The sequence below is a fragment of the Bacillus haynesii genome (assembly GCF_014042035.1).
GTDB lineage: Bacteria > Bacillota > Bacilli > Bacillales > Bacillaceae > Bacillus > Bacillus haynesii.
The window spans coordinates 2,568,504-2,593,468 of record NZ_CP059494.1 but is presented as its reverse complement, the minus strand read 5'-3'; the positions used below and the strand labels follow the sequence as shown (position 1 = coordinate 2,593,468).

The 24,965-nt window shown below is 46.3% G+C and carries 19 protein-coding genes and 1 pseudogene; 10 read left to right on the top strand and 10 right to left on the bottom strand.

Annotated features, from left to right (window positions below):
* Nucleotides 1-1,569 (top strand): multiple monosaccharide ABC transporter ATP-binding protein, encoded by a 1,569-nt coding sequence (gene mmsA / locus H2R00_RS12790; RefSeq protein ID WP_182069309.1) that lies wholly within the window; start codon nucleotides 1-3, stop codon nucleotides 1,567-1,569.
* A complete protein-coding gene (mmsB, locus tag H2R00_RS12785; RefSeq protein ID WP_043925985.1) occupies nucleotides 1,544-2,755 on the top strand; it encodes a multiple monosaccharide ABC transporter permease in 1,212 nt (403 codons plus the stop codon). The genes mmsA and mmsB overlap by 26 nt, the downstream gene beginning before the upstream one ends.
* 141 nt (nucleotides 2,756-2,896) lie before the next feature.
* Here the strand turns inward: mmsB and H2R00_RS12780 are convergent, their stop codons facing one another.
* The 4 genes and pseudogenes from H2R00_RS12780 to H2R00_RS12765 all read right to left on the bottom strand — a co-directional run bounded on the left by H2R00_RS12780 (nucleotide 2,897) and on the right by H2R00_RS12765 (nucleotide 6,074).
* Nucleotides 2,897-3,403 (bottom strand): MepB family protein, encoded by a 507-nt coding sequence (locus tag H2R00_RS12780; RefSeq protein WP_154995577.1) that lies wholly within the window; start codon nucleotides 3,401-3,403, stop codon nucleotides 2,897-2,899.
* Nucleotides 3,404-3,572: 169 nt separating this feature from the next.
* Nucleotides 3,573-3,733, bottom strand: a pseudogene (locus H2R00_RS12775) (IS1595 family transposase); the annotation flags it as partial.
* A gap of 145 nt (nucleotides 3,734-3,878) precedes the next feature.
* The gene (locus H2R00_RS12770) at nucleotides 3,879-5,141 is read right to left on the bottom strand and encodes an MFS transporter (RefSeq protein ID WP_154995579.1); all 1,263 of its coding nucleotides are present in this window, start codon (nucleotides 5,139-5,141) and stop codon (nucleotides 3,879-3,881) included.
* A 15-nt stretch (nucleotides 5,142-5,156) separates the two neighbouring features.
* Nucleotides 5,157-6,074 carry a bifunctional helix-turn-helix transcriptional regulator/GNAT family N-acetyltransferase gene (locus H2R00_RS12765; RefSeq protein WP_182069307.1) on the bottom strand — a complete coding sequence of 306 codons (918 nt, stop codon included), beginning with the start codon at nucleotides 6,072-6,074 and terminating at the stop codon, nucleotides 5,157-5,159.
* 271 nt (nucleotides 6,075-6,345) lie between these two features.
* Between H2R00_RS12765 and H2R00_RS12760 the strand changes: the two genes are divergently transcribed.
* A complete protein-coding gene (locus H2R00_RS12760) occupies nucleotides 6,346-8,418 on the top strand; it encodes a beta-galactosidase (protein WP_182069305.1) in 2,073 nt (690 codons plus the stop codon).
* 241 nt (nucleotides 8,419-8,659) lie between these two features.
* Here the strand turns inward: H2R00_RS12760 and H2R00_RS12755 are convergent, their stop codons facing one another.
* Nucleotides 8,660-9,805, bottom strand: coding sequence for a phytase (locus H2R00_RS12755; protein ID WP_154995585.1), 1,146 nt, complete (start codon nucleotides 9,803-9,805; stop codon nucleotides 8,660-8,662).
* A 249-nt stretch (nucleotides 9,806-10,054) separates the two neighbouring features.
* On the bottom strand, nucleotides 10,055-11,545 hold the full coding sequence (locus H2R00_RS12750; RefSeq protein ID WP_154995587.1) for a peptide MFS transporter: 1,491 nt from the start codon (nucleotides 11,543-11,545) through the stop codon (nucleotides 10,055-10,057).
* A gap of 291 nt (nucleotides 11,546-11,836) precedes the next feature.
* Between H2R00_RS12750 and H2R00_RS12745 the strand changes: the two genes are divergently transcribed.
* Complete coding sequence (locus H2R00_RS12745) at nucleotides 11,837-13,573, top strand: right-handed parallel beta-helix repeat-containing protein (protein ID WP_244958333.1); 1,737 nt, start codon at nucleotides 11,837-11,839, stop codon at nucleotides 13,571-13,573.
* 31 nt (nucleotides 13,574-13,604) lie between these two features.
* Here H2R00_RS12745 and H2R00_RS12740 read toward each other — a convergent pair whose 3' ends face one another.
* Nucleotides 13,605-13,823: a YczF family membrane protein gene (locus H2R00_RS12740; RefSeq protein ID WP_154995591.1), complete on the bottom strand. Its 219-nt coding sequence runs from the start codon at nucleotides 13,821-13,823 to the stop codon at nucleotides 13,605-13,607.
* 124 nt (nucleotides 13,824-13,947) lie between these two features.
* Between H2R00_RS12740 and H2R00_RS12735 the strand changes: the two genes are divergently transcribed.
* The 4 genes from H2R00_RS12735 to H2R00_RS12720 are packed head-to-tail and all read left to right on the top strand — an operon-like array spanning nucleotide 13,948 to nucleotide 18,713.
* Nucleotides 13,948-15,591 (top strand): spore germination protein, encoded by a 1,644-nt coding sequence (locus H2R00_RS12735; protein WP_182071077.1) that lies wholly within the window; start codon nucleotides 13,948-13,950, stop codon nucleotides 15,589-15,591.
* The gene (locus H2R00_RS12730) at nucleotides 15,575-16,798 is read left to right on the top strand and encodes a Ger(x)C family spore germination protein (RefSeq protein ID WP_154995595.1); all 1,224 of its coding nucleotides are present in this window, start codon (nucleotides 15,575-15,577) and stop codon (nucleotides 16,796-16,798) included. Before H2R00_RS12735 ends, H2R00_RS12730 begins: the two co-directional genes overlap by 17 nt.
* A 24-nt stretch (nucleotides 16,799-16,822) precedes the next feature.
* Entirely contained in the window at nucleotides 16,823-17,929 is a 1,107-nt protein-coding gene (locus H2R00_RS12725) for a GerAB/ArcD/ProY family transporter (protein WP_154995597.1), read from the top strand.
* 55 nt (nucleotides 17,930-17,984) lie between these two features.
* Entirely contained in the window at nucleotides 17,985-18,713 is a 729-nt protein-coding gene (locus H2R00_RS12720) for a MerR family transcriptional regulator (RefSeq protein WP_154995599.1), read from the top strand.
* Nucleotides 18,714-18,743: 30 nt separating this feature from the next.
* On the opposite strand, the gene H2R00_RS12715 is transcribed toward H2R00_RS12720, so the two are convergent.
* Nucleotides 18,744-19,427 carry an ABC transporter ATP-binding protein gene (locus H2R00_RS12715; protein ID WP_154995735.1) on the bottom strand — a complete coding sequence of 228 codons (684 nt, stop codon included), beginning with the start codon at nucleotides 19,425-19,427 and terminating at the stop codon, nucleotides 18,744-18,746.
* Nucleotides 19,428-19,442: 15 nt separating this feature from the next.
* Nucleotides 19,443-20,882 (bottom strand): ABC transporter permease, encoded by a 1,440-nt coding sequence (locus H2R00_RS12710; RefSeq protein ID WP_182069303.1) that lies wholly within the window; start codon nucleotides 20,880-20,882, stop codon nucleotides 19,443-19,445.
* Between the two features lie 217 nt (nucleotides 20,883-21,099).
* On the opposite strand from H2R00_RS12710, the gene H2R00_RS12705 reads away from it, so the two are divergent.
* Complete coding sequence (locus tag H2R00_RS12705) at nucleotides 21,100-21,786, top strand: response regulator transcription factor (RefSeq protein ID WP_182069301.1); 687 nt, start codon at nucleotides 21,100-21,102, stop codon at nucleotides 21,784-21,786.
* Nucleotides 21,776-23,203 (top strand): ATP-binding protein, encoded by a 1,428-nt coding sequence (locus H2R00_RS12700; RefSeq protein WP_182069299.1) that lies wholly within the window; start codon nucleotides 21,776-21,778, stop codon nucleotides 23,201-23,203. Before H2R00_RS12705 ends, H2R00_RS12700 begins: the two co-directional genes overlap by 11 nt.
* A 32-nt stretch (nucleotides 23,204-23,235) precedes the next feature.
* Here H2R00_RS12700 and H2R00_RS12695 read toward each other — a convergent pair whose 3' ends face one another.
* Entirely contained in the window at nucleotides 23,236-24,954 is a 1,719-nt protein-coding gene (locus H2R00_RS12695) for a methyl-accepting chemotaxis protein (RefSeq protein ID WP_154995607.1), read from the bottom strand.
* Between the last annotated feature and the right edge of the window lie 11 nt (nucleotides 24,955-24,965).

Genomic DNA, 24,965 nt, shown 5'->3' with positions numbered 1-24,965 from the left:
ATGTCCGATTGCATTTTGGAGATGAGAGGCATCACGAAGGAGTTTCCCGGCGTCAAAGCGCTCGACAATGTCCACCTTCGCGTTAAAGCGGGCGAAATCCATGCCCTCTGCGGGGAAAACGGGGCGGGCAAGTCGACTTTGATGAAGGTGCTAAGCGGTGTATATCCGTACGGTACGTATACGGGCGACATTTTATATAAAGGGGAAGTATGCCAATTCAGAAATATTAAGCAAAGCGAGGAAGCGGGGATCGTCATCATCCACCAAGAGCTGGCGCTCGTCCCCCAGCTTTCCATTGCGGAAAATCTTTTTTTGGGCAATGAACAGGCGAGCCGCGGTGTCATCAATTGGCGAAAGACAAAGCTGGAAACGCTCGAATTAATGAAAAAAGTCGGGCTTCAAGAATCTCCGGATACGCTCGTTTCCCAAATCGGCGTCGGAAAGCAGCAGCTTGTTGAAATCGCCAAAGCTTTGGCAAAAAAGGTGCAACTCTTGATTTTGGATGAACCGACGGCGGCTTTAAATGAAGCTGACAGCCAGAATCTGCTGCAGCTCTTACTCGAACTGAAAAAACAGGGGATCTCTTCAATTATGATTTCCCATAAATTAAATGAGGTCACGAAAGTCGCAGATTCGATTACCGTGCTCCGGGACGGACAAACGATTGAAACGCTTGATGTTCAAAGCGGGCAATTGACCGAAAACCGGATCATCAGAGGCATGGTCGGCAGGGAGCTGCAAAACCGCTATCCTGACAGAAGCGCCAAGATCGGGGACGTCATCTTTGAAGTGAAGGATTGGACAGTTCACCATCCGCTTCAACAGGATCGCAAAGTAGTTAACATGGCGGCCCTTTCCGTTAAAAGAGGAGAGATCGCAGGAATTGCCGGACTGATGGGCTCCGGTAGGACGGAGCTGGCGATGAGCATTTTTGGAAGATCATATGGAAAAAACATCTCCGGCACAATCGAAAAAGACGGGCGGGAGCTTTACATCCGCCACCCTGAAGAAGCCATTAAAAACGGCATCGTCTATGTGACGGAGGACAGGAAAGGAAACGGTCTGATTCTGGAGGACAGCATTAAAGAAAACATTACGCTGTCCAAACTGGATAAGGTGTCGAGCCGATTGGTGATGGACGAACGGCGCGAAAAACATGAAGCGGAGGATTTTCGCCGGAAATTAAACATCAAGACGCCCGATATCAGCCAGCGGACCGGAAATTTAAGCGGAGGCAACCAGCAGAAGGTCATGCTGAGCAAGTGGATTTTTGCGGAGCCTGACGTTTTAATCCTGGATGAACCGACGCGCGGCATCGATGTGGGCGCCAAATACGAAATCTACGGCGTCATCAATCAGCTTGCCGAAGCAGGTAAAGCGGTTATTATGATTTCTTCGGAGCTTCCCGAGCTGCTGGGGATGTGCGACAGAATCTATACGATGTGTGAAGGGGAAATCACCGCCGAATTTTCCAAAGAAGAAGCTGATCAGGAGAAGCTGATGAAATATATGACCATCCGCATGAAGAGAGGGGGAGAGGCGTATGCAGACACCGGTGCAAACGGATAAAGACCGCGCTCAGCCCGGTTACTTTCAGCTGTTTCGCGACATGTATAAGCAGAATATCCGGAAATACAGCATGGTCATTGCGCTCGTGTTTATTATGCTGCTGTTTCAAATACTGACAGACGGGATTTTGCTGAGACCGCTGAACATTACGAACCTGATTTTGCAAAACAGCTACATTCTCATTTTAGCGATTGGGATGATGCTCGTCATCATCACGGGACACATTGATCTATCAGTCGGTTCAGTCGCCGCTTTTGTCGGCGCCGTCTCCGCGATGATGATCATCGAAAACGATATGCCGCTGTTTGCGGCGGTCGTCCTGTCGTTGCTTCTGGGAGCGGCAATCGGCGCATGGCAGGGATTTTGGATCGCTTATGTCAAGATTCCGGCCTTCATCGTGACGCTGGCGGGAATGCTTTTGTTCAGAGGACTCACGATGATCGTGCTTGAAGGGAAATCGATCGCTCCATTTCCTGTGTCCTTTCAAAAAATGGCGTCCGGCTTTATTCCGGACTGGCTGAACGGAGGCACGCTCCATATGACGACAATTGTCGCCGGAGCGGGTGTGTCGATTCTTTATCTCGTGTATCAGCTTCAGCAGAGAAACATGCAGAAGAAATTCCAATTTGACTTGCAGGGAAAAGGTCTGTTTGCAGTTAAGGTGTTTTTTATTATCGCCATTATCAACCTTTTTACCTACATTCTCGCGACGTACGAAGGTATACCTCTCATTTTGATCACATTGTTCGTCTTAATCGCCGGGTACACATTTGTCATGAAAAAAACCGTCATCGGGCGGAGAATCTACGCAATCGGCGGCAATGAAAAAGCGGCCGAGCTTTCAGGAATTAAAACAAAACGGCTCACCTTTATGGTCTTCGTCAATATGGGCGTCTTAGCCGCCCTTTCAGGCTTGATTTTTGCCGCCCGTTTAAACGCGGCCACTCCGAAAGCAGGAAACCTGTTTGAACTTGACGCCATTGCGGCCTGCTTCATCGGCGGTGCTTCGGCTTACGGCGGAATCGGCACGATCGGCGGGGCCATCATCGGCGGCCTTGTCATGGGGGTCATGAACAACGGCATGTCACTGCTCGGTCTCGGCATCGACTGGCAGCAAGCAATTAAAGGCCTCGTCCTTCTGATTGCCGTTGCATTTGATATTTACAATAAGAATAAAACTTCTTAATTCTTGCCTCTGTAAATTTAAATGTTGATTTCTATATAATCATTAGGGGAACCTCAGTTCCCCGTTCTACTTCAACTAACGTACCTGTTAGTTGAAATGTTAAACTTCACAAACTATTAGCCGACTCTGAGCTATCCAATTTTAGTTAGAATATAGCTTTAATAGTTCTTGCACCGGAAAACGATTTGTATTGTTCACCTCAACAAAATATGCTAACTGCCATTTTTGTGTTTCGATAGCTTGTTTGCTAGTGGGATTTTCCCATCTAGGGTAAACTCTAATTGCCATTTTTCCTTTTGAAGTGGCTGTTTTAAGGATATTTTGTTTTACAAGAACTTCCTTTGGAAAAACGAATTGTCCAAAATTATTACTAGTAAAAGTATTGATAACCAATAAATCAGTAGCCTTTTCATATGAAAAGGCTTGGTTTTTATTATCCCCATCTTTTTCCCACAAAGAAACAAACTGTCCTATCTTGTTAGGTGTTATTTTTGCGACTCTAAATCTAACCGATTTTGAATTTAGTTGAAACATACCAGCACCATAATCTGAATTTTGAGCTTCTTCTCGAATTGCATTTATAGTTAAGTGATTTGGTTCATAAAAAATTTTATTTACAAATGTTAACGCCTTATAAAATTCATTCACTGTTTTGTACCCCTTATTTTTTATACTACGTAATCCAATGCTTTCTTGAATAGAATAGCTAATCATAAAATACCGTCAAAATTTTCTTATTTTATCACGTTTCTTTTCCTTTCCTGCTCCGTTAGTTAAAAAAGAACTAAATAGCGAATTTTGATAAGCGTAAACTGTGATATGTTTCTTTGAAACGTGCTTCTCTCATTTCGTCTATTAGACGAACACGAACAGTGAGGAAGGTTCAACATAGCGTTTTACCCATTGAAACACACGTTCTTTATCTGTATGTGATAATTCATCGATATGTTTTAGCAAATTGCTAAACGCTTTGCTCATTTCGAACTCTCCTATACGAATGTTTGTTCTCATTATGACAGCATTTTGGAAACGTATCAAATATCAACATTATTTTTTAAGAGCCTAATTCTTAAAGAAAAACCTGTTTTTGAACATCAAAAACAGGTTTTTTTCACTAGCTTTGCTAGACTGAATGGCCTTTCTGATCCAGTGTTGGATTTATTTTTTTAGGTTCCGGCAGAAGGATGTTCAAAATGCTTGCTCCCGCCAAAATAACGATTGAAAGGTAGAAAGACAGGTTATAGCTGCCTGTTTGGCTGTACCAGACGCCGGGCAAATAAGCGCCGAGCGCCGAACCGAGCTGGTGGCTGAGGAACAGCCAGCCGAGAATGAACCCGACGGAATACTGCCTAAAATACTGGGTTGCGAGCATTTGCGTCGGGGCGACGGTCGCGAAGTCGACCAAACCGAACAAAACCGCGAAGCAAAGCAGGAGCATCGAGTTGTGGCTCGACAACAGAATGACAAGCGACAGCGCCCTTACGGCATATAAAAAGCACAAAATTTTTCGGCTGCTCCAGCGGTCTGCGACGACGCCGGAAATCAAAATGCCGATGATGTTAAACCCGGCCAGCAGGCTGACAGCGGCGCTTGTTACTTCGGTCGAAAACCCGTGGTCATGCGAAAAAGGGATAAGGTGGGTATCCATTAACCCAGTCGTTGTAAATCCGCAAATGAAAAACGGCAAGACGAGGAACCAAAACGTCCTTTTGAGAAAAACGGCTTTGTATGGAATCTTTTTGGGCTGGGCGTCCGGCTCTTCTTTTGTCTCGCCGCCCTGAGTGCCGCCGATCGGCTCTGCATTCTTTTCCGCAGGATGATTCCGCAATAACAGGATGACGATCGGAAATACGATAACAGCTAAAAACAATCCGAGAACGATGACAGTCACTTTCCAGTTAAACCAGTGGATCATCATGAGCGATCCAGGGACAAGCAGCATCTGCCCCGCGCCGAATCCCGCTTCCATAATGCCGAATGCAAGCCCCCGCTTCTCATTGAACCAGTTGGTCACGATCACGGTCGATGCGACATTCGACGCACCGCCGACACCGAGAGAAACGATGATGCCGTACAAAATAAACAGCTGCCACGGAGAAGTCACGAGATATGTAAAAAAGATGCTCAAGCCGACCAGAAGCGTGCTAAGAGATAAAATGATCCGCGGTCCGAACCGATCGACAAGCCTGCCGATCACCGGCTGGGATACGCCGTAGACAATAAAGCTCAGCATGGAAATAAGCGAAATCGTGCCTCTGTCCATTGAAAATTCCTCTTCCCAAGGCTGAATAAAGGCCCCGAAGGAAAGGCGCACTCCTTGAACGGCCAAAAGCGTCAAAAACGTCACAAAAACGATAATCCAGGCGTAGTGTATTTTCCGTTTCATAGATCCTCCATTTCGTCAGCCTAACTCGGCATCCCAGCGTTCTTCCCGGAGCCGCTGCCCCCATAATAAAGCCTCGTCTTTCACTTCCGTCAGTCTGAATCCGAATTTTTCATACAAAGGCCGCGCTTCAGCCATCGTACTTACCGTCCATAGAAAAATTCGCTCAAACTGATTTTCTTTGCAATAATCGATGAGATGCTTCAAAAGGCGCGTGCCGACTCCCTGATGCCGAAAAGCGGCGTCGACCAGATACCATCTGAGCTGCACGGTTTTGCCGGGATGTTTAACGAGCCCGACGCATCCCGCAAACCTTCCGGCGCTCTCCGCGATCCAAATTTTTTCGATATCGGCATCAAATGTTTCGTGAAGGTAATCCAAAAATGAATCGTCCCAGCCGTGTGTCTCGGCGTAAAAGGCACGCTGTTTTTCGATCATCAGTTTGATATCGTCCGATATATAGTAATCTCTTATGGAAACGGCCGATTTTTCGGGAGGCAGGTGTTCCGACAATATGCATTGAATTGTATTCATCGCCTCCGTCAGCTTTTCCTGATGGCGGCCGTCGATATGATTCAGCATGTATTCGATTTGCTGATTGGCTTTTGCCTCCAGCTTCTTATAAATGGATTCGCCGAAGCTTGTTAAATAGATATAGTGGTTGCGGCTGTCCTCCTCGCTTCTCTTTTTATAGACCATGTTTTCCTTTTCGAACCGCTTCAGGATCCGGCTGACATAGCCCCGGTCCAGGCCGAGCGTATTTTGAAGCAGTTTGGCTGTGCAATCGGCCGTATTGTGAATTTCGAATAATATCCGGGTTTCCGTCAATGAAAAGGGGCTGTCATAAATATGTTCGTTCAAAAAACCGAGCACATTTGTGTAGAATCGATTGAACTTTCTGAATTTTAATGTGATAGAATGATTGATTTCCGTCATCTCAGAACCTCTCTCCCTGTAAATCGTTGCTTTAATCAATTATAATAAAATAGTTGATTTAGTCAAGTGTATGGAAATAAAGTTAAAAATGTTAATGATAGAGTATATTTTACAAATAAAGAAAGATAAATTCAATCATACAGGAAAATTCATCCACCAGGCAGGAAAGAGGGAAGAAAACAGAGTATATAATCTACAACCTGTTTTTGAAAGCGTTTAATGTCCGTCTCCGCGTCATATGAAAACGAGGAAGAAAGGATGAAACTTTAGGATGGTCAAACCGTATCCCCCGATCAGCCGGAAAGTTCCCCGACTGTTGCATGGAGCCGATTACAACCCGGATCAATGGCTTAAATATCCGGACGTTTTAAAAGAAGACATCCGCCTGATGAAGCTGTCCCGCTGCAATGTGATGTCTGTCGGCATTTTTTCCTGGGTTTCGCTCGAGCCTGAAGAAGGAAGGTTTACATTTGATTGGCTTGATCAGGTTCTTGATACTTTCAAGGAAAACGGAATTTATGCGTTCTTGGCTACACCGAGCGGTGCCAGACCGGCCTGGATGTCCAAAAAGTATCCGGAGGTGCTGAGAACGGAGCGCAACAGGGTTAGAAACCTTCATGGAAAGCGGCACAATCATTGCTATACGTCACCTGTCTACCGCAGGAAAACGGCGATTATAAACGGAAAGCTTGCGGAGCGCTATGCGCATCACCCGGCTGTCATCGGCTGGCATATCTCCAATGAATACGGCGGAGAATGCCATTGTGAACTTTGCCAAAACAAGTTCAGAGAGTGGCTGCTCGCGAAATACAAAACGCTGGACCGCCTTAATCATGCATGGTGGACATCGTTTTGGAGCCATACCTATACGGATTGGGACGAGATCGAGTCTCCCGCTCCGCACGGCGAGGATGCCGTTCACGGTCTGAATTTGGACTGGAAGCGTTTTGTCACGGATCAGACGGTTGATTTTTGCCGGCATGAAATCGCCCATGTCCGTTCTTTTAACCCCGAACTGCCTGTGACGACGAATTTTATGGGAACGTATGCCGGATTGAATTATTGGAAGTTTGTCGACTTGCTTGATGTCATCTCGTGGGATTCTTATCCGGCATGGCACAACAGCCGCCAGGAAGACAGCCGGCTTGGAGCCGATATTGCTTTTGTTCATGACATCAATCGTTCTCTTAAAGGAGGCCGGCCGTTCATGCTGATGGAAAGCACGCCGAGCATGACGAACTGGCAGGATGTCAGCAAGCTGAAACGCCCTGGTATGCATGAATTGTCATCATTACAGGCAGTCGCTCACGGTTCGGACACTGTTCAGTATTTTCAATGGCGGAAAAGCCGCGGCTCAAGCGAAAAATTTCACGGGGCAGTCGTGGATCATGAGGGATCAGAGCATACGCGCGTTTTTCAGGAAGTGAAAAAACTCGGGGAAAAGCTCGAAAAACTGGAGGATGTCGCAGGAACGACAGTCGAACCCGAGACCGCGATTATATTTGACTGGGAGAATCGCTGGGCTTTGGAAGATGCCCAAGGTCCGCGCAATATCGGGATGCATTATGAACGGACCGCCAAATCGTTTTATGAACCGTTTTGGCGGGAAGGCGTACCGGTTGATGTGATTCACATGGAGGCCGATTTTTCCCGCTATAAGCTTTTGGTCGCCCCGATGCTCTACATGCTGAAAGAAGGCACCGCTGAAAGGATTGAACAGTTTGTACAAAATGGAGGTACATTTGTCGCCACTTATTGGTCGGGCATTGTTAATGAGAATGATCTTGTGTTCCTGGGAGGGTTTCCTGGAGGCTTAAGAAAAACGCTCGGCATTTGGTCTGAGGAGATCGATGCCCTTCATGACGGACAGAAAAACACGATTGTGATGGATGCAGATAACCGGCTCGGGTTAAGTGGAAGCTATGAAGCCAGCGAGCTTTGCGATCTGATTCATTTAGAAGGGGCCGAAGCACTCGCTGTGTACGAGGAAGATTTTTACGCAGGCCGGCCCGCGCTGACGGTCAATTTGTTCGGAGACGGGAAGGCCTACTATATCGCTTCAAGGAATGAGGCGGCGTTCCAAGAGGCGTTTATATCCAGGCTTATTGAAGAGTGCGGGATTGCCAAAGTGCTCGATACAGAGCTCCCGAAAGGCGTCACCGCCCAGCTCCGCACAGACGGCCGCCACGATTATATTTTCGTGATGAATTTTACAGCGGAAAACAGAAGTGTCTCGCTTCCGGAAGAAGCCTATACGGACGTGTTAAAAGGAACACGGAAAAAAGGCGCGCTCAAACTGCCTCCTTACGGAACGAGTATTTTAAAAAGAAGCCACAAGGTTTAGGGAGCCTCATTCTTGAGTCCGACGCTTCGTGCAAAATGCAGCAGCGAACAGGAAGATGACAGCCGAAGTGTACGCCAACACACCTTGATCAAAAACGTAAAGAAGCACCACATTTGATAAAACCGCCAACATGATAAACACTATAGCATAAAGATTTAGACGCAATACCATCCCTCCATTAATTGTTATCTTAACATAAAGAGAGGTGAAAAATCCGCGGGAAATACCCGCGGATCCGTCGTTATTTGGCTCGGTTTTTCAGTTTTCGGGGATTGACTTGATCATCGATATCAGGCTTGTCGTCCAGCGCGTCGGCGATTTTTTCCCAGGAGACAATTTTGAAGTTCTGATTGACCGGTTGTCCGTTTTCCGTATTTTCGCCGTCTTGGGCGACAAAGATGCCGTATGGGTATTTTTTGCCGAGGCCGAAGCCGATGACGTCGATTCCGTCGGTATCGCTTGTCCCGTCGATTTCTTTACCGTCCTCAGTTGAAAAAGCGGTGACATAGTCGTTTTTCCCGCGCCGGTCATAGATGGCATAACGGTTATCGCCCTGACTGGATGCGATCAAATACCCTTCTCCGTCCTCTCCGTAGTAAATCGTCAGCCCTTCAATATCAGCGGTTAAATGCGGTCCGTCTGCCCGATCGACGATTTTTCCTTTATCTCCACCGTTTGGCTCGGCGCTGAAAGACCAAATCGCAACGTCTTCTTCGGCGATGTACATTTTGCCGTATTCATCATCTGCTGCAAGCCCTTCTGTTTGAGAGCTCATTTTGAATGAGCGCACCTTTTTGCCCTCGACTTGTCCTTTTCCGTTGTCAAACAGTTCATATTGCTCGATTTCTCCGTTCTTTCCGGTCACCATGGCGTAGAACTTGCCGGTTTTCTGGCTGTGATAAAGGCTGAAACCATAGACCTCCTGAATATCGGTTTGAATAGGTTTTTGAGGATTGACGATGTTCTTCAGCTTGTTTTTTTCGCCGTCAAAGGCGTAAATTTCAACCGTGTTTTTGCCGTCTGACCGGTTTGAGGCTCCGGCAATATCAATTTTTTTGCCATCGAGTGGAAAATTGTAGCGCAGATCGACATTGTTTAATTTGCCAAACGGATAGGCCGCAAGCTGTTTTCCGTTTAAATCGTAAACAATTAAGCCCGATTTTTTATTTGTTGTGATCAGCCGGCTTTTTTCAGGATGCTTCGGATGAACCCAAATCGCCGGGTCATCTGCCGCATCGTCAGGGGTATCTACCGGCTCTGTTTCTGCATCTGCAGTCACCGTGAAGTTTTTATGAGCTGCAGCCTCGTTATGGGAGAGACTGCTCCATGAGGGAGACAGTAATGATGCTGCAAGTGTTGATAAAGCGAGCGTTTTGTAAAAGTTCATATCCTAACCTCCTCTTGATAACACTTATACTAGCAAATCAATGAAAATTATCATTTGAGGAAATGTAAACTTTTGTTAAAAAGCGGTGGTTTAAAGAAGCTACCGAGATTTAGAATACGAACCCGCAAAGAAAACCCCCGGAATTTTTTCCGGGGGTTGCCTTTAACAGGTATTCCCTATCTCTCATTGAATCGGAATGTATATATCCTGCAAAAAAACAGGAGAAAAGGAGTATCAGCCTGTTGCTTTTTAATTGACACCCTTCATAAATTTCTGAATTTTCGGTGACAGCAACATCAAAATGATTCCGAGCAGGATGGATACACCGCCGATGACTCCAAAGTAGGCGATCTCGGTATCAGCGCTGTAAAATCTGACGATCTGTGCGTTGATGGCCTGTGCAGAAGCGTTTGACAGGAACCATAGACTCATCGTCTGCGCTGAGAAAGCCGCAGGAGCCAGCTTTGACGTTGCGGATAACCCGACTGGAGACAAGCACAATTCCCCGAGAACGACGATCAGGAAGCTGAGCACAAGCCACATTGGATTGGCAAGTGATTCAGTGCCGTTGATGTAAGCAGGGAAAATCATGACGACAAATGACAGGCCGGCTAAAATCAACCCGAGTGAAAACTTCGTCGGCGTTGACGGCTGGCGATTTCCGAGCCTCATCCAAATCCATGCGAAAACCGGTGCAAGCACAACGATGAACAAAGGATTCAGCGACTGGAACCAAGATGAGTGCAATTGGACACCTAAAAATTCTAAATGAGTGCGTTTATCTGCATAGGTGGCTAAAATATTGGCGCCTTGTTCCTGAATCGCCCAAAACATCATCGATGCGACAAACAGCGGAATGTAAGCAGTGAGACGGGAACGTTCATCACTCGTCGTTTTCGAGCTTTTAAACATGACGATGAAATAAATCAACGGGATCAAAATACCGAGACAGCTGACGATCATCGTAAACAGCTCGATTGTCATCCAGCCCATATAGATGGAATAGCCAAAGATGGCAGCGATCACCAAAATACCGATTCCAATTCGTCCGAACACCATTTTTCTTTCAGCGGGTGTCAGCGGATTCGGTACCGTTCTTCCGGCAGATCCGAGGCTTTTCTTCCGTGTCGCTAAATAGGTCAGCAGCCCGAACAGCATCCCGATGGCAGCAAGGCTGAAGCCGAGATGGTAGTTGTATGTCTGACCGACTGTGCCGACGATAATCGGCGCAAGAAATCCGCCAAGGTTGATCCCCATATAGAAGATGCTGAAACCTGAATCGCGGCGGGTGTCTTCAGGGCTGTATAAATCGCCGACAACGCTTGATACGTTTGGTTTTAAAAGGCCTGTCCCAATGATGATCAAGAACATGCTGATGAAGAACGCGGGGACGCTTCCCGGGAATGACAAAAGAATGTGTCCGAACATAATGAGCACGCCGCCGTAAAACACGGTGTTTGCAGTTCCGAGGAGCCTGTCCGCTATCCAGCCTCCGATAATGCCGGACATGTAGACGAGGGAACCGTATACGGCCATAATCGAGTTCGCTGTGGTTTGATCAAACCCGAGTCCGCCTTTTGTCACCTCTGTATACAAATAATAGATAAGGATGGCTCTCATGCCGTAGTATGAAAAGCGCTCCCAAAATTCAGTGAAGAATAACGTGAAGAGTCCGCGGGGATGTCCAAAAAACCCCTTTTGCGGAATGTTTTGAAAAGTTTCTTTTTGATGGTTTGACATTCGCAATACTCCTTCTCTTTCTATGTCTATTATAAAAATCATATTCTTATATAATGTTCGTGTCAATACACCTTCAATCGATTTGAATTATTGATCGATGATGCAACAAGTTGTGAAGCGCTTTACAAGCGGATAGAAAAAAGTTTTGGAAGAAAATTTGGATTAAAAGATTTTTTAATAAAATTTTATCTATTAATGTACAAGCGGAGTTTACTAGATTGGCATATATATATAACGCGAACCGTTTTACAAAAGGAGGCTGAAAACAGCGTGCAGCAGCAACCTGATGAAATGAGAATGACAGTGGTTGACGCGACAAAGTTCGGTGCTGTCGGCGACGGCAAAACAGACTCCACAAATGCGATCAACGAATGTTTGGCATGGACAAAGTCGATGGGATACAACACGGTATGGATACCGAACGGCACATACCTGATTGACGGGACGAAAAACGGCGACCCGCGGGTTCCGTTTCGCGGCGCCGGCATCAATGTTCCGGGCAATATTCAAATTTTGATGGACGCGGAGGCCGTCATCAAGGTAAAGCCGAACAGCTCATGGGGATACACTGCTTTTTATATAGGCGGAACATCCAATGTGAAAATATCCGGAGGCAGCATCATTGGGGAAAGAGATGAACACACATATACACCGGCCCCGAGGCCGACTCATGAATGGGGATTCGGAATTTGTATTGAAGGGGCGTCAAATGTCGTCATTGAACACGTGAGAATAGCCGATTTTACAGGAGACGGAATCATTATCAGCAACGGAGGAGAAGGCTATAAGCCGTCAGAGCGTATTAAGGTAACCAATTGTGAAATCAGGCGCTCCAGAAGAAATAACTTGTCGATCACAGGTTGTGACAATGTTCTTGTTGAAGGATGCGAAATTACAGATGCGGGGACAGGCAACGGAACCGCTCCTCGCTTTGGCATTGATATAGAAGGCTATAGTGAAGGAAGTATCGTCTATGAAGAACCCGTCAATGTCATCATCCGAAACAACGTGTTAAAAGGCAATGTCAACAATGCCATTTCCAATTTCAACGGCACTTCTGTCATCATCGAAGGCAATGTCGCAGACGGTACCATTTCATACGGTTATGGAACGGGGACGACAATTGCAAACAATATCATCAAGAAAAACCCCGAATTCACCGGACAGAGCACCGGAATTAACGGCCTCGGTGTAGGGGCTTTGGAAGAAAGAAGCGATGCCGTCATAAAGGGAAATTTGATTTCCGGTTTTACGACAGGCATCGATATCCGCGGAAAAAGCGTTTTTGCTACGGGGAATAAAATCCGTGATTTTGTAAATGCCGGAATTCTTGCTTATCAAGCGTCGCAAATCTTTATTGAAGGAAATCATATTGAGAACGACGTCCCTGAACAAAGGTCCGGCACCGCTCTCAGCATCACGCAATCAGACAATGTAACGTTTTCCGGCAACCATATCGCAAATGTCGTTCTTGCGGTCAGGAGCACAGGGGACGACGTCCTAATGAAGCATAACGTCATCAAGCAATTCTCCAGGGGCATATGGATATCGCAAGGAAATGCTGTGATAGAAGGAAACTTTATTTCGCCTTCCGGCTTTCAAACGGTGCCGGAGTCATATGCTGTATCCGTCACAAATACGGCTTCCGCAGTCATTCAGCAAAACACCATCACCCGCTTCAGAAACTTTCCAATATACTGCTCGACAAATCAGCATACAAAAATAATCGGAAACTACATCGAAGATTCACCGCTGATCGTCACGATGTATCTCACCCGCGGAACACACGAGGTTATCGGCAATACGATAACGCTCAGCAGGCCGTCCTTGCCGGCTATCCTCATTTATCTTGACCAATCGTCGGACTCGGCGATCCTCAACAACACACTCCGCAGCAATACGGCTGCAAGAGTGACGGCAATTCAAACCAATACGTCCAGGCAAACCCTGATCATCGGCAATACGATTGTAAAAGGAATGATCCATTCCCACCAGACAGATACGGTCAATGGAAATATCGAAGTTTAAGCTCCCTTTTGATAGGGAGCCTTTTAGCCTTTTATGTCCTTTTTTTCTTCTTGCGAAAGTTTGCCGAGGCTTCGAGAAAAATGATAAACAAAAATAAAAGGATCATGATCCACTCGCCCACTTCTAAGATGGCAAACGTCAGGGAGTTTATGACGGCTCTTTGCAAGGTCATGCCTTGAAATACATCGAGGATGACGGCAAAAGCCTCTAAGGAAGCAAATAATAAAAGCCCGATTCCGATCAATTTCAACTTTGCACCACTCTCCGTTCCCCGTTATTTTTTCTCCTTTCATAAAGCACTATTCGCCCGGGAATAGTATAAATGTGCTTTTGCAAGGAAAAATATGAAAAACGAAAAGGGGATTCTGACAGCCATGCCATTCTTTTTTAAAGGTCGTCACCAACAGGATAACAAACAAGAATCTCTTATGAGCGGAGATAAAAACCCGGAAACTGTAAAAGTGTCTGGGTTTGTGCGTCCCTTGCTTGCCGAAAACCTGAGCATGATCAAAGAAATGACCGGAAACAGCGCGGATATCGTCATCCGCAAATTAAAAACGGGCGCTGACGAAAAAATCGAAGTAGCCGTCGTTTATGTCGGCGGCATTACAGATGAGAAAGCGATCCATGACTTTTTGCTGGAATCGATCATGAACTCCGAAGAATTGGCGAAAAAGGAGTACGGCAGGGAGGTTCTCGAGACGATTGCAAGTGATGCTGTTGCACTGGGCGGTGTCGAAAAAGAAAAGCGATTGGACAAACTGCTTCAATCTTTGATGGCAGGGGATACGATCATTTTGGCCGAGGGGACGGAAACAGCGATTATTACGACCACGAAAGGCGGGGAAAAGCGTTCGATCAAGGAGCCTGAAAATCAGCAGGCATTCCGCGGTTCACGTGAAGGATTTATCGAAGCTCTCGACACGAATATCTCTTTGGTGCGCAGAATCATTAAAAACCCGAATCTTTGGGTTGAAAAAATGACGATGGGAAGCGTTACAAAAACCGATGTGGCGATCATGTATATCAACGGGGTGTGCGACCCGAAGACGGTGAAAGAAGTAAAAAAAAGGATGGATAGCATTGAGATCGACAGCATCCTTGAATCGGGTTATATTGAACAGTTTATCGAAGACGCCGTATTTACCACCTTTCCGACGGTATATCATACTGAAAGGCCGGATATGGTCGCAGGGAATCTGCTTGAAGGAAGAATCGCCATTTTTGTTGACGGTACACCGTTTGTCCTGCTAGTCCCTGCCGTTTTTATTCAATTTTTTCAATCTGTTGAGGATTACTATTCACGCTTTGACATTGCGACGTTCATCCGCTTTTTGCGCGTGTTGATCTTTTTCATTTCGCTTATTGCGCCTGCCGTCTACGTCGGTGCGACGACGTTTCACCAGGAAATGATCCCGACGGAGCTTTTGATCGTAATTGCCGCGCAGCGTGAAATCGTTCCGTTCCCGGCTGTGGTGGAAGCCCTGATCATGGAAATTTCGTTTGAAATTTTGCGGGAGGCGGGCATCCGGCTTCCGAAAGCGATAGGTTCAGCCGTTTCAATTGTGGGAGCCATCGTCATTGGACAGGCGGCCGTTCAGGCGGGGATTGTGTCGCCGGCGATGGTCATCGTCGTAGCGATCACAGCGATTTCAAGTTTTGCAACACCTTCTTTCGCCATGGCGATATCCGCCCGGCTCGTTCGGTTTTTCTTCATATTAGCCGCGGCGACGACGGGTTTTTACGGCATTATTCTTGGACTGATCATCATGTTTGTCCATTTATGCAGCCTGCGTTCGTTCGGTGTTCCATATATGACTCCTTTTGCACCATTTATTTTGAAAAACTGGGGCGACGCCATCGTTCGTTTGCCTTGGTGGACACATGAGAAGCGGCCTGAACTGATCGGCAATGACAATAAGGTGCGCCAAGGACAGCACCAGAAACCAGAGCCGCCGGAGTCTGGCGACATGAAGACAAAACAAGAAGATGGTGATCCAAATGAAACAAAGCGTTAAGATTGTGCTCTTATTGGCCGCGATTGTCCTTCTTCAAGGGTGCTGGGATAAAAGAGAGCTGACAGATCTGCTGCTGATCACTGCCGTCGGTATTGATAAAGGGAAAGATACAGAATACGAATTAAGCTATCAAATCGTCAATCCGATCAATGTGACAGGCGGCCTTCAAGGCGGACAAGGAGGAGACAGGCCGCCGATTTCGAGCTATTCTGTGACGGGCAACAATCTGACAGAAATGAGCAGGCACGCATCAGCGAAAATGTCGCGGGAAATTTATTACTCCCACACCAACCTTGTGGTTGTCGATGAAAAACTCGCCAAGGAAGAAGGCTTGATCAAAATTCTTGATGTTCTTGACCGGGACACCGATTTTCGTTCAACAGCGACGATTATTATTTCCCGGGGCCAAAAAGCAAAAACATTCATCAGGACGCTGACGCCGATCGATAAGATCCCGTCAAATAAAGTAAACAAAACGCTACAATTTACTGAAGAGCATTTGGGAGAACAAATGAAAACGAGCGTACAAGATGTCGTAAAGTGCTTGACATCGAAGGCGAAGCACCCGATTATTTCTTCTTTTAAAGTAACCGGAAATAAGGAAAAGGGTGAAAAAATGGAAAACGTGCAGTCTACATCTCCTGAGGCAATAGTCGAAGCGGACGGGCTGGCAGTCATTAAAGAGGGCAAACTCGTCAATTGGCTTGAAGGCAAAACCGCGCGAGGCGTTTTATGGCTGCGCAATAAAATCAGCAGAACGTATTTGACCATTACATTGAATCACGAGAAAGATGCCGTCACATTTGACGTCATCCGCCAAAAAACAAAAATCAGATCTCACCTGAAAAACGGCAAGCCGGCGATTTCGGTTGACGTTGACATGGAAGGGGACATCGGCGAAACAACTGTGCCAATTCACTTGGATGATCCAAAAGTGCTGAGCGACATCGAAAGGAAGGTGGCAAAGGAACTGAAAAATGAATTGCAGAATACGATTGACGTTGTTAAGCGAAACAAGACGGATGTTCTGCAATTCGGCGATGTTGTCTATCGCGCCCATCCGCAAGTGTGGAAAAAGATGGAGGGTGAGTGGAGCAACCGGTACTTTCCTGACACAGATGTCGACATTACGGTTAACGCATATGTAAGGAGAACGGGTTTAAGGAACAACCCGAACATTTTGAATCATCACGAAGGGCGTTCTTGAATGAATGAGAGAGGAGGGCTTTAAATGGAGAAAGCGAAAATCAGTGCTGCACAGCTGTTCGTGCTGATTGTTCTGTTTGAACTCAGCAGCTCTCTGCTGATTTTTCCAGGACAATCTGCTGAACAGGACGCCTGGATCGCGATCTTGTTCGGAACAGTCGGAGGACTGGCTTTGTTTATGATGCACCACTTTTTCTACCAAGTGAATCCTGATGCCTCTCCCTACGAAACGCTGATGAATATTTTTGGAAAACCGGTTGGCTGGGGCCTGACTTTTATCTACATAGTTTATTATTGTTATATTGCGGCAAGGGTTCTGCGCGATTTTGGCGAAATGCTGCTGACATCGGCTTATCCGAACACGCCGATTATCTTCGCGAATGGATTGTTGATTGCAGTTTGTATTTTTACCGTGAGGAAAGGAATCGAGGTCCTGGCCCGTTCAGGCGAGCTGCTGTTTGGCATCATGTTTTGGCTTGCTGTCACGGGCCTCATCCTGATTGTTTCTTCAGGCTTGATTACACCGAAAGAGCTTTTGCCCATTCTCGGAAACGGCCCCGGTCCGATGCTCCATGCCGTGTTCACACAAACGCTGTATTTTCCGTTTGGAGAAATTATCGTCTTTACATTGATCCTGCCGTATTTAAAGGAAAAGAAACAAGCGAAAAAAGCGGGGCTGTTGGGAATCGCCATCAGCGGCATTATCCTGGCTTTTAATGTGGCATTGAACATCAGTGTGCTCGGCGTTGACCTTAATATGCGGTCGCGCTTCCCATTGCTGAGTACGATCCAGACGATTCAAGTAGCCGAATTTCTGGACAGGCTTGATGTATTTTTCATGCTCGTATTGGTGATTGGCGGTTTTTTTAAGATGAGCATTTTCATGTATGCCGTAACAGAAGGCGTGACCGTTTTATTCAAGCTTAAAAACCCCTCCAAAATTGTTCATGTCATCGGCATTGTCATTTTGATTTTATCCGTCTCCATTGCCAGCAACATTTCAGAGCATGTCAAAGAAGGAATCGAGTTTGTTCCATTATATGTCCATTTGCCGATGCAGGTGATCCTTCCCGCTTTTATTTGCATAGTCGCGTATGTGAAAATGAAAAAAAATAAAAAAAAGGCCATGTAATGGATTGACCCCGCCCTTAGGGCACCCTTTAACATGACAGACGAGGTGAGGTTTGATGCTCTATACGGTAAAAGAAGTGGCCGGGTTGGCGAATATCACGATCAAAACGCTGTACCACTACCATAAAATCGGCCTTTTATGCCCCGCGGAGGTGACGGATGCCGGCTATCGCCTTTACGGGGGAAAAGAGCTGGAACGGCTGCAGCACATCTTGTTTTATCGGGAGCTCGAATTTCCGCTCAAGGAAATTAAACAAATACTGGACGGTGAAGCTGATCGACTGACGATTTTGTCTGAGCAGAAACGTCTTTTTACTGCCCGTTTGGACAGGATCAAACAGCTTATTTCTACGATCGATCTCTCGATTCAGCAGGCCGGGAAAGGAGAAGCAATGGATCAATCAAGCATGTTTAAAGGGTTTTCAAGCAGCAGGGAATGGGAGGATGCACTCGCTGAACAGAACCGCTATTTGAAGGAAGCATATGATGTCGATTTGCTGAAAGGAGAACCGATCATAGCGGAAGAAATGAATGAAAAAGCTGAAGAGGCAGCCCGTTTTATGAATGGAATGGCAGAAGCGCTCAGAGATGGAGTCAAACACAACCATGAACAAGTGAAGACCGCAATTAAACGGCACCTCGAGTTTTTGGGGATCACGCCCGACGATTTTCAGACCCAGACACGCTTCTTTATCGAAGACGATTTTCATCGCGGAATGCTTGAAAATCAGCAAACAGGCCTCTCGTATTATTTGGCGGCGGCTGCAGAAGCTTTTGCTTCATAAAAAGAAGAGGAACGGCTCATGCCGTTCCCCTTATCCTGCTGATCTGCGGTTTTTGACGGTAAAGCCGCCCCTAGAAAGCCTGATGTTGACATCGGATACTTTCGCGATCTGTTCATCATGGGTGACCATGATGACACATTTGTTTTCTTGGTGGGCAAGGTTTTGGAAGAGCCGGACGATGTCCTTTGATGTATCTTCATCCAAGTTGCCTGTCGGTTCATCGGCGACGATTAAATCCGTGTCACAGCAGAACGCTCTGATGATGGAGACACGCTGCTGCTGGCCGCCGCTTAATGTCAATACTTTCTGTCTGGCCTGCTTTTCGCGGATGCCGACTTTTTCGAGCATCTCCAAAGCGTATTGTTCTTTGTTTTTGACCTGAGATCCGGTAATTTCCATGGCCGACGTGATATTTTGGAGAGCCGTCATATATGGCAGCAGGTTATAGGACTGAAAAATGATCGATACATATTGATTGCGGAAGCCGATCAGCCCGATTTTTGAAATATTTTCTCCTTTATACAGGATGTCCCCCTCTTTTGGCACGTCAAGTCCGCCCGCCAACGATAAAAAGGTGGTTTTGCCGGAACCGGAAGTCCCGACAATCGTATATAAGAGTCCTTGGCTGAATTGAATGCTGATATCTTCGAAGAGAGGCTGATCCTGATTTTTATACCAATAGCCGACATTCTGAAATTCTAAAATACTGCCCATCATCTTCACTTCTTTCTATTCTTGTTTTGTTAAAATCGTTTTCGGATGGAGCCTTAAAACAGATATGGACGGAAGGAGTGTCGCGAACATCGTAATTAAAAGGCCGATTCCGCTGAGTGCCATTAAGTCCTCGAAGGATAATTGAATGTCGAACTGATCAATGGCTGAGACTTGAGCGGTACTTTGTCCGAAGAAGCCTCCGCCGCCTGGGCCCATCATTCCGCCTGCAGACTGGCTGGCTGACGTTTGTTCGATTTGCTGGCTCAAGAGCTGGTTCCCGATTTGCCCCGCAATCAGGCTGCCGGTTAATGCTGAGATGCCGATGGCAAGCACTGCGATCATTAAGATTTCGGTCAAAAACTGTCCGATGAGTTTCCAGCGTTTTTCGCCGATCGCCATCAGAACGCCCATTTCGTATTTTCTCTCCCTGATTGACATCATGACGATCAGGGAGAGAATCACCGCTCCGGCGATCGTGACAAGATAGACGACATTTTTCGAGAAGGATGCGACATTTTCAATCGGGCCGACCATCTGCTGGTACAATTGATCATTGGCGTCCAATGTGAATGTATCCAAATCAATGCCTGTTTTCTTGGCAGACGCAATGAAAGCGTCGATGTTTGAGGCGTCGTCCATATTGTAGACCGCTTCATCAATCGCGTTTTTATAATCGTCGCCTTTTAAGGCCGATGCCGCCGTATACGGTGTGTAGATTTTGTTATAAGGATTTAAAAAGGAGAAGTTTTGCGCTTGATTGTCTCCAGATGAAGTCGTTTTATAGATTCCGACGATTTTCAAATTGATTGTTGTAGCTTCATCGCTGCTCGTCTTGACTTTGATCGTATCGCCGACCTTCAGCTTGTTTTCTTCAGCAAGCGTTTCTTCAATCACGGCGACTTTTTTATTCACATCATCCTTTGTTAAAGCACGGCCTTCCGTGATCTTGGACGTCCCTTCGGAAAATTCGCTGACGTGGGCTGTACTTGTTACACCTTCAATTGATACGTCAGCCTGCATCATTTGCCGGCCGCCCTGTTCATTGCCGCCCGGTCCGGCCGGCTCGTCGCTGTTTGAGTCCGATGAATCCTCGTCACCGCTTTCGATCGGATCGAAATTGTCCGCTAAAGCAGACGTTGAGGAGATGAAGTTATAGCTTTTGACATGGTCAAGGCTCGCAAGTTTCTCGGCTGATTTGACAGAAACGGGGGTCGATTCAAACCTTTTCCGGTCTCCTGATTCCTGCTGTTCTTTCATCATTTTTTCCCTGTCAACTTTGAGCGTGACGCTGCCTCCGAGCTGTTCCCTTGCCAGTTCGCTCGATTTCACGGCTGCCGACTGGATCGTAATTCCTGTCAGCACCAGCAAGCAAATCATCGTGAAAACAAACAATTGTAAAAGTGTTTTTCCTTTTTTCGCTTTCATGCTCCAAAAGGCTCGTTTGAAAAAATTCATAACGCGTGATTCCTCCGTATCTATTTCATTTATTATGGCTGCGAAGTCAAACGGCAGCAGGACTTTTGCCTTATGCTTGATTTCATCTTAGCTGCTACTTATGAATAAATTATGACCAAACTGTTGCCAGACCTTTAAATGTTCAGAATTGAATTGAGAAATGGCTGAGCCCTATGTAAAATGAATCTAACGTTTGTCTAGCGGAGGCACATTAACGATGAAAATATTAATGATCGAAGATAATTTAAGCGTATGTACAATGACAGAAATGTTTTTTGCAAAAGAAGGATTTGAAACAGAGTTCGTCCATGACGGACTTGAGGGATATAACCGTTTTAAATCGGGTAATTGGGATTTGCTGATCATCGATATTATGCTGCCGTCCATGGACGGGGTCACGATCTGCAAAAAGGTCAGGGAAGAGAGCACGGTTCCGATTATTATGCTGACGGCAAAGGATACGGAATCAGACCAGGTGCTCGGTTTTGAGCTCGGGGCTGATGACTATGTGACAAAGCCGTTCAGCCCTTTGGCGCTTGTGGCGAGAATCAAAGCGGTGAGCCGGAGATATCAAAGCGCCGGCCGGCAGGATTCCGCTGACAGCGACACGCTTGAAACGGAACATTTTAAAATCAATAAAAAAACAAGAGAAGTGTTTTTGGACGGCGTTCAAATTCTAAATTTGACGCCTAAGGAGTTCGATTTATTGTATTACCTGGTGCAAAGCCCGAAACAGGTTTTTTCAAGGGAGCAGTTGCTTGAGCAGGTTTGGGGATACCAATTCTACGGAGACGAGCGGACCGTTGACGTTCATATTAAACGGCTGAGAAAAAAGCTTAGCAGCGATTCGCGGCCGTTTCTTTACACCGTATGGGGAGTAGGGTACAAGTTCGATGAAGATTAAGTATCTCTATCAGCTGCTGGCCAGTCACATCAGTATATTACTCTTGGCTTTTCTCATCTCGGGGGCGCTGTTTTCCCACTTTGCCAAAGACTTTGCATATGAGAGCAAAGTCGATGAGCTGTCTTCCTACGGCTACCGCATCATGGGCGAAATGGAGATGCGGCCAAAAGGCGCGCCGGCCATTATGAAGCCGTTTGAGGAAATTTTGCGAAGCAGGAAAATCAGCTTCTTTTTATTTAATGAAAAGAAAGAGGTCTTGATGACGCCGGCCGATTTGCGGCCGCGAAAACTGCTGCTCAGTGATGAAGAATGGAAAGAGCTTAAAGATGGAAAGGCCGTTGTCGTCAAAACCGACTTTAACCGTTTTAATGAGGAAGTATCGGTCGTCGCGCTGCCCAACATCGTCAACAATGAATTTCAGGGAGGCATTCTGCTGACCGCTCCGATCAGCGGGACCGAGGAAATGATCAGCGACATGAACCGCTTTATGCTCTTTACGGCAGCGGGTGTCATCTTAGTCGCTATTCTCTTAAGCTGGCTGACGTCGAAATTCCATGTCGCCCGCATTCAGAAGCTCCGCGATGCAACGAAAAAAGTCGCCGCCGGAGATTATGACATCCATATCGAAAACCGCAATAAGGATGAAATCGGTGATTTAGGCGACGACTTTAACATTATGGCCCGCAAGTTAAAAAGCTCAAGCGAAGAAATCGACCGGCTCGAAAAGCGGAGAAGGCAGTTTATCACTGACGTCTCACATGAACTGAAGACGCCGCTGACGACGATCAGCGGCTTAGTAGAAGGGATGAACAGCCAGACGATACCCGAAGATCAGCAGGATAAATGTATGAAGCTGATTACGGAGGAGACAAAAAGGCTGATTCGACTTGTCAACGAAAATCTTGATTATGAAAAAATCCGCTCCAACCAGATTACACTGCAAAAGCTGCATTATCCGCTGATCGAAGTGTTTGAAATCATTAAAGAGCAGCTGGCGCTTCAGGCGGAGGAGAAACAGAATCAGCTGATCCTCGATGTGGAGGATCATGTAATGGTCAATGCCGATTACGACCGGCTCATCCAGATTCTCGTCAATATCACGAAGAACAGCATTCAATTCACAACGAACGGAACCGTTTGGCTGAGAGGCCGGGAAGACTACAAGGAGACGGTGATCGAAGTAGAGGATACCGGAATCGGCATTGATGAAAAGGATATCGAAAACATTTGGGATCGTTTTTATAAAGCAGATTTATCACGGACGAACACCCCTTACGGAGAATACGGGCTGGGACTGTCGATCGTCAGACAGCTCGTCTCCCTACACAATGGCACGGTTGAGATTGAAAGCGAGAAAAACAAAGGAACAAAATTTATCATACGTCTGCCGCTGACGGCGAGAGATGATGATGAATAGAAACCCGCCAGACATCGTCTGGCGGGTTTTTGTTAACCTTTAATTTTGAATTTCTGGATCAGGTGCTGCAGCTCTTCGGCGTTTTGCGCGAGGATCTGTGATGCGGCGGCGATTTCTTCCATTGAAGCAAGCTGCTCCTGGGTTGCCGCACTAACCGTTTGCGTGCTTCCCGCTGCTGTCTCGGCTACTTCTTTGACGCCGGAAATGGCGGTTTCGATTTCGCTTGTGCCGGCTGTCAAGTTTTTCACCAAGTTTGTCACGTCATTGATCTGTGTGACGACCTCCGTTATCGAGTTTTCGATTTTTTGGAAAGCGCCTCCGGCTTCATGAACGACGACAAGTCCTTCTTTGACTTCTCCGGTTGCCGAAATGACCGAGTTCATCGTCTGCTTTGTATCGTTTTGAATGATCGTAATCAATCTTGTAATCTGTTCTGCTGACTGGGCCGATTGCTCGGCTAATTTCCTGACTTCATCCGCGACGACGGCAAAGCCTTTTCCTTGTTCTCCAGCCCGGGCCGCTTCAATGGCCGCGTTTAAAGCAAGCAGGTTCGTTTGTTCAGCGATGCTCGTAATCACTTCGGTAATATTCCCGATCTCATTGGAACGCTCTGTTAAATGTTTAAATGCTTCTGAGAGAGAGACGACCGTTTCATTAATAGACTTCATTTGTGCGCTCACTTTATCAATGGCTTTCGTGCCTTCAAGCGACATCAGCGCCGTTTGGTCAGCGGTGGCGGCAGCTTTTTCGGCGTTGGAAGAAATTCTTCCGGCAAACTCGGTCATTCCCTTAATAACGGTTCTGCTGTTTTCAACGCTTTCCACCTGCTGATCTGAGCCTACTGCAAGCTCCTGGATCGTTGTTGAGATGTACTCGCTCGCCTTTGTGCTTTCATCCGCGCTGGCGCTCAATTCTTGTGATGATGAAGCAACTTGGTGCGACGTTTCGCCGACCGTTTCAATGATCGAACGGACGCCTGCTACCATTTTGTTAAACGATGCTGTCAGCAATCCCAATTCATCTTTCGATTGATATGTTCCTTTGACAGTAAAATCGCCTTGCTCTGTTTCTGCGAACAGCGCCTGAATGTCTTTGATCGGCTTTGTGATCAGCCTTGTCATTAAGAGTCCGATCGAGATGGATAAAACAAGCGATGCAGCAATGACAACGATGAGAAGCGTGATAATGGAACCGGCTTCTTTAGAATCCTGTTGATAGATTGTTTTGGCATTGTCAGCATTTAATGTTTGAATGTCTTCAATCAGCTGGTTGACCGTTTCCCTTTGAGGCTCCATCTCTTTTAGATAGACATCATATGCTTTATCATTTTCGTTCTTCACCGCCAAGCTGAGCATCTCGCTGCTGATATCTTGCAATTTCTTGTATTCATTTTTAAAGCTCTCGTATTTTTCAGATACGTTGTCCATTAATTTCAGCTGATCGATCTTTTCCATTAAGGTGCTGTTTTCTTCGTTTTTTTCCTTAATGTTTTTTTGCAATGTTTCATTTCGATCATCGTCTTTCGTCACCATCAACTCGAATTTGTACGTATCAAGATCAAGGTTGTTCGCTTTTAATTTTGCAAACAACTGGTTGGGAATCAATTGATCTTGATAAATCATCTCGGAACCTTTTGAAAGCTTGCTCAGCCCGCCTACCCCCTGGATGCCGACAATCGACAAAGACAGCGCTGATATGATAATGATGACAAACAGTTTGCTTCTGATTTTTATATTTCTCAACAGATTCATATGGTGTTCTC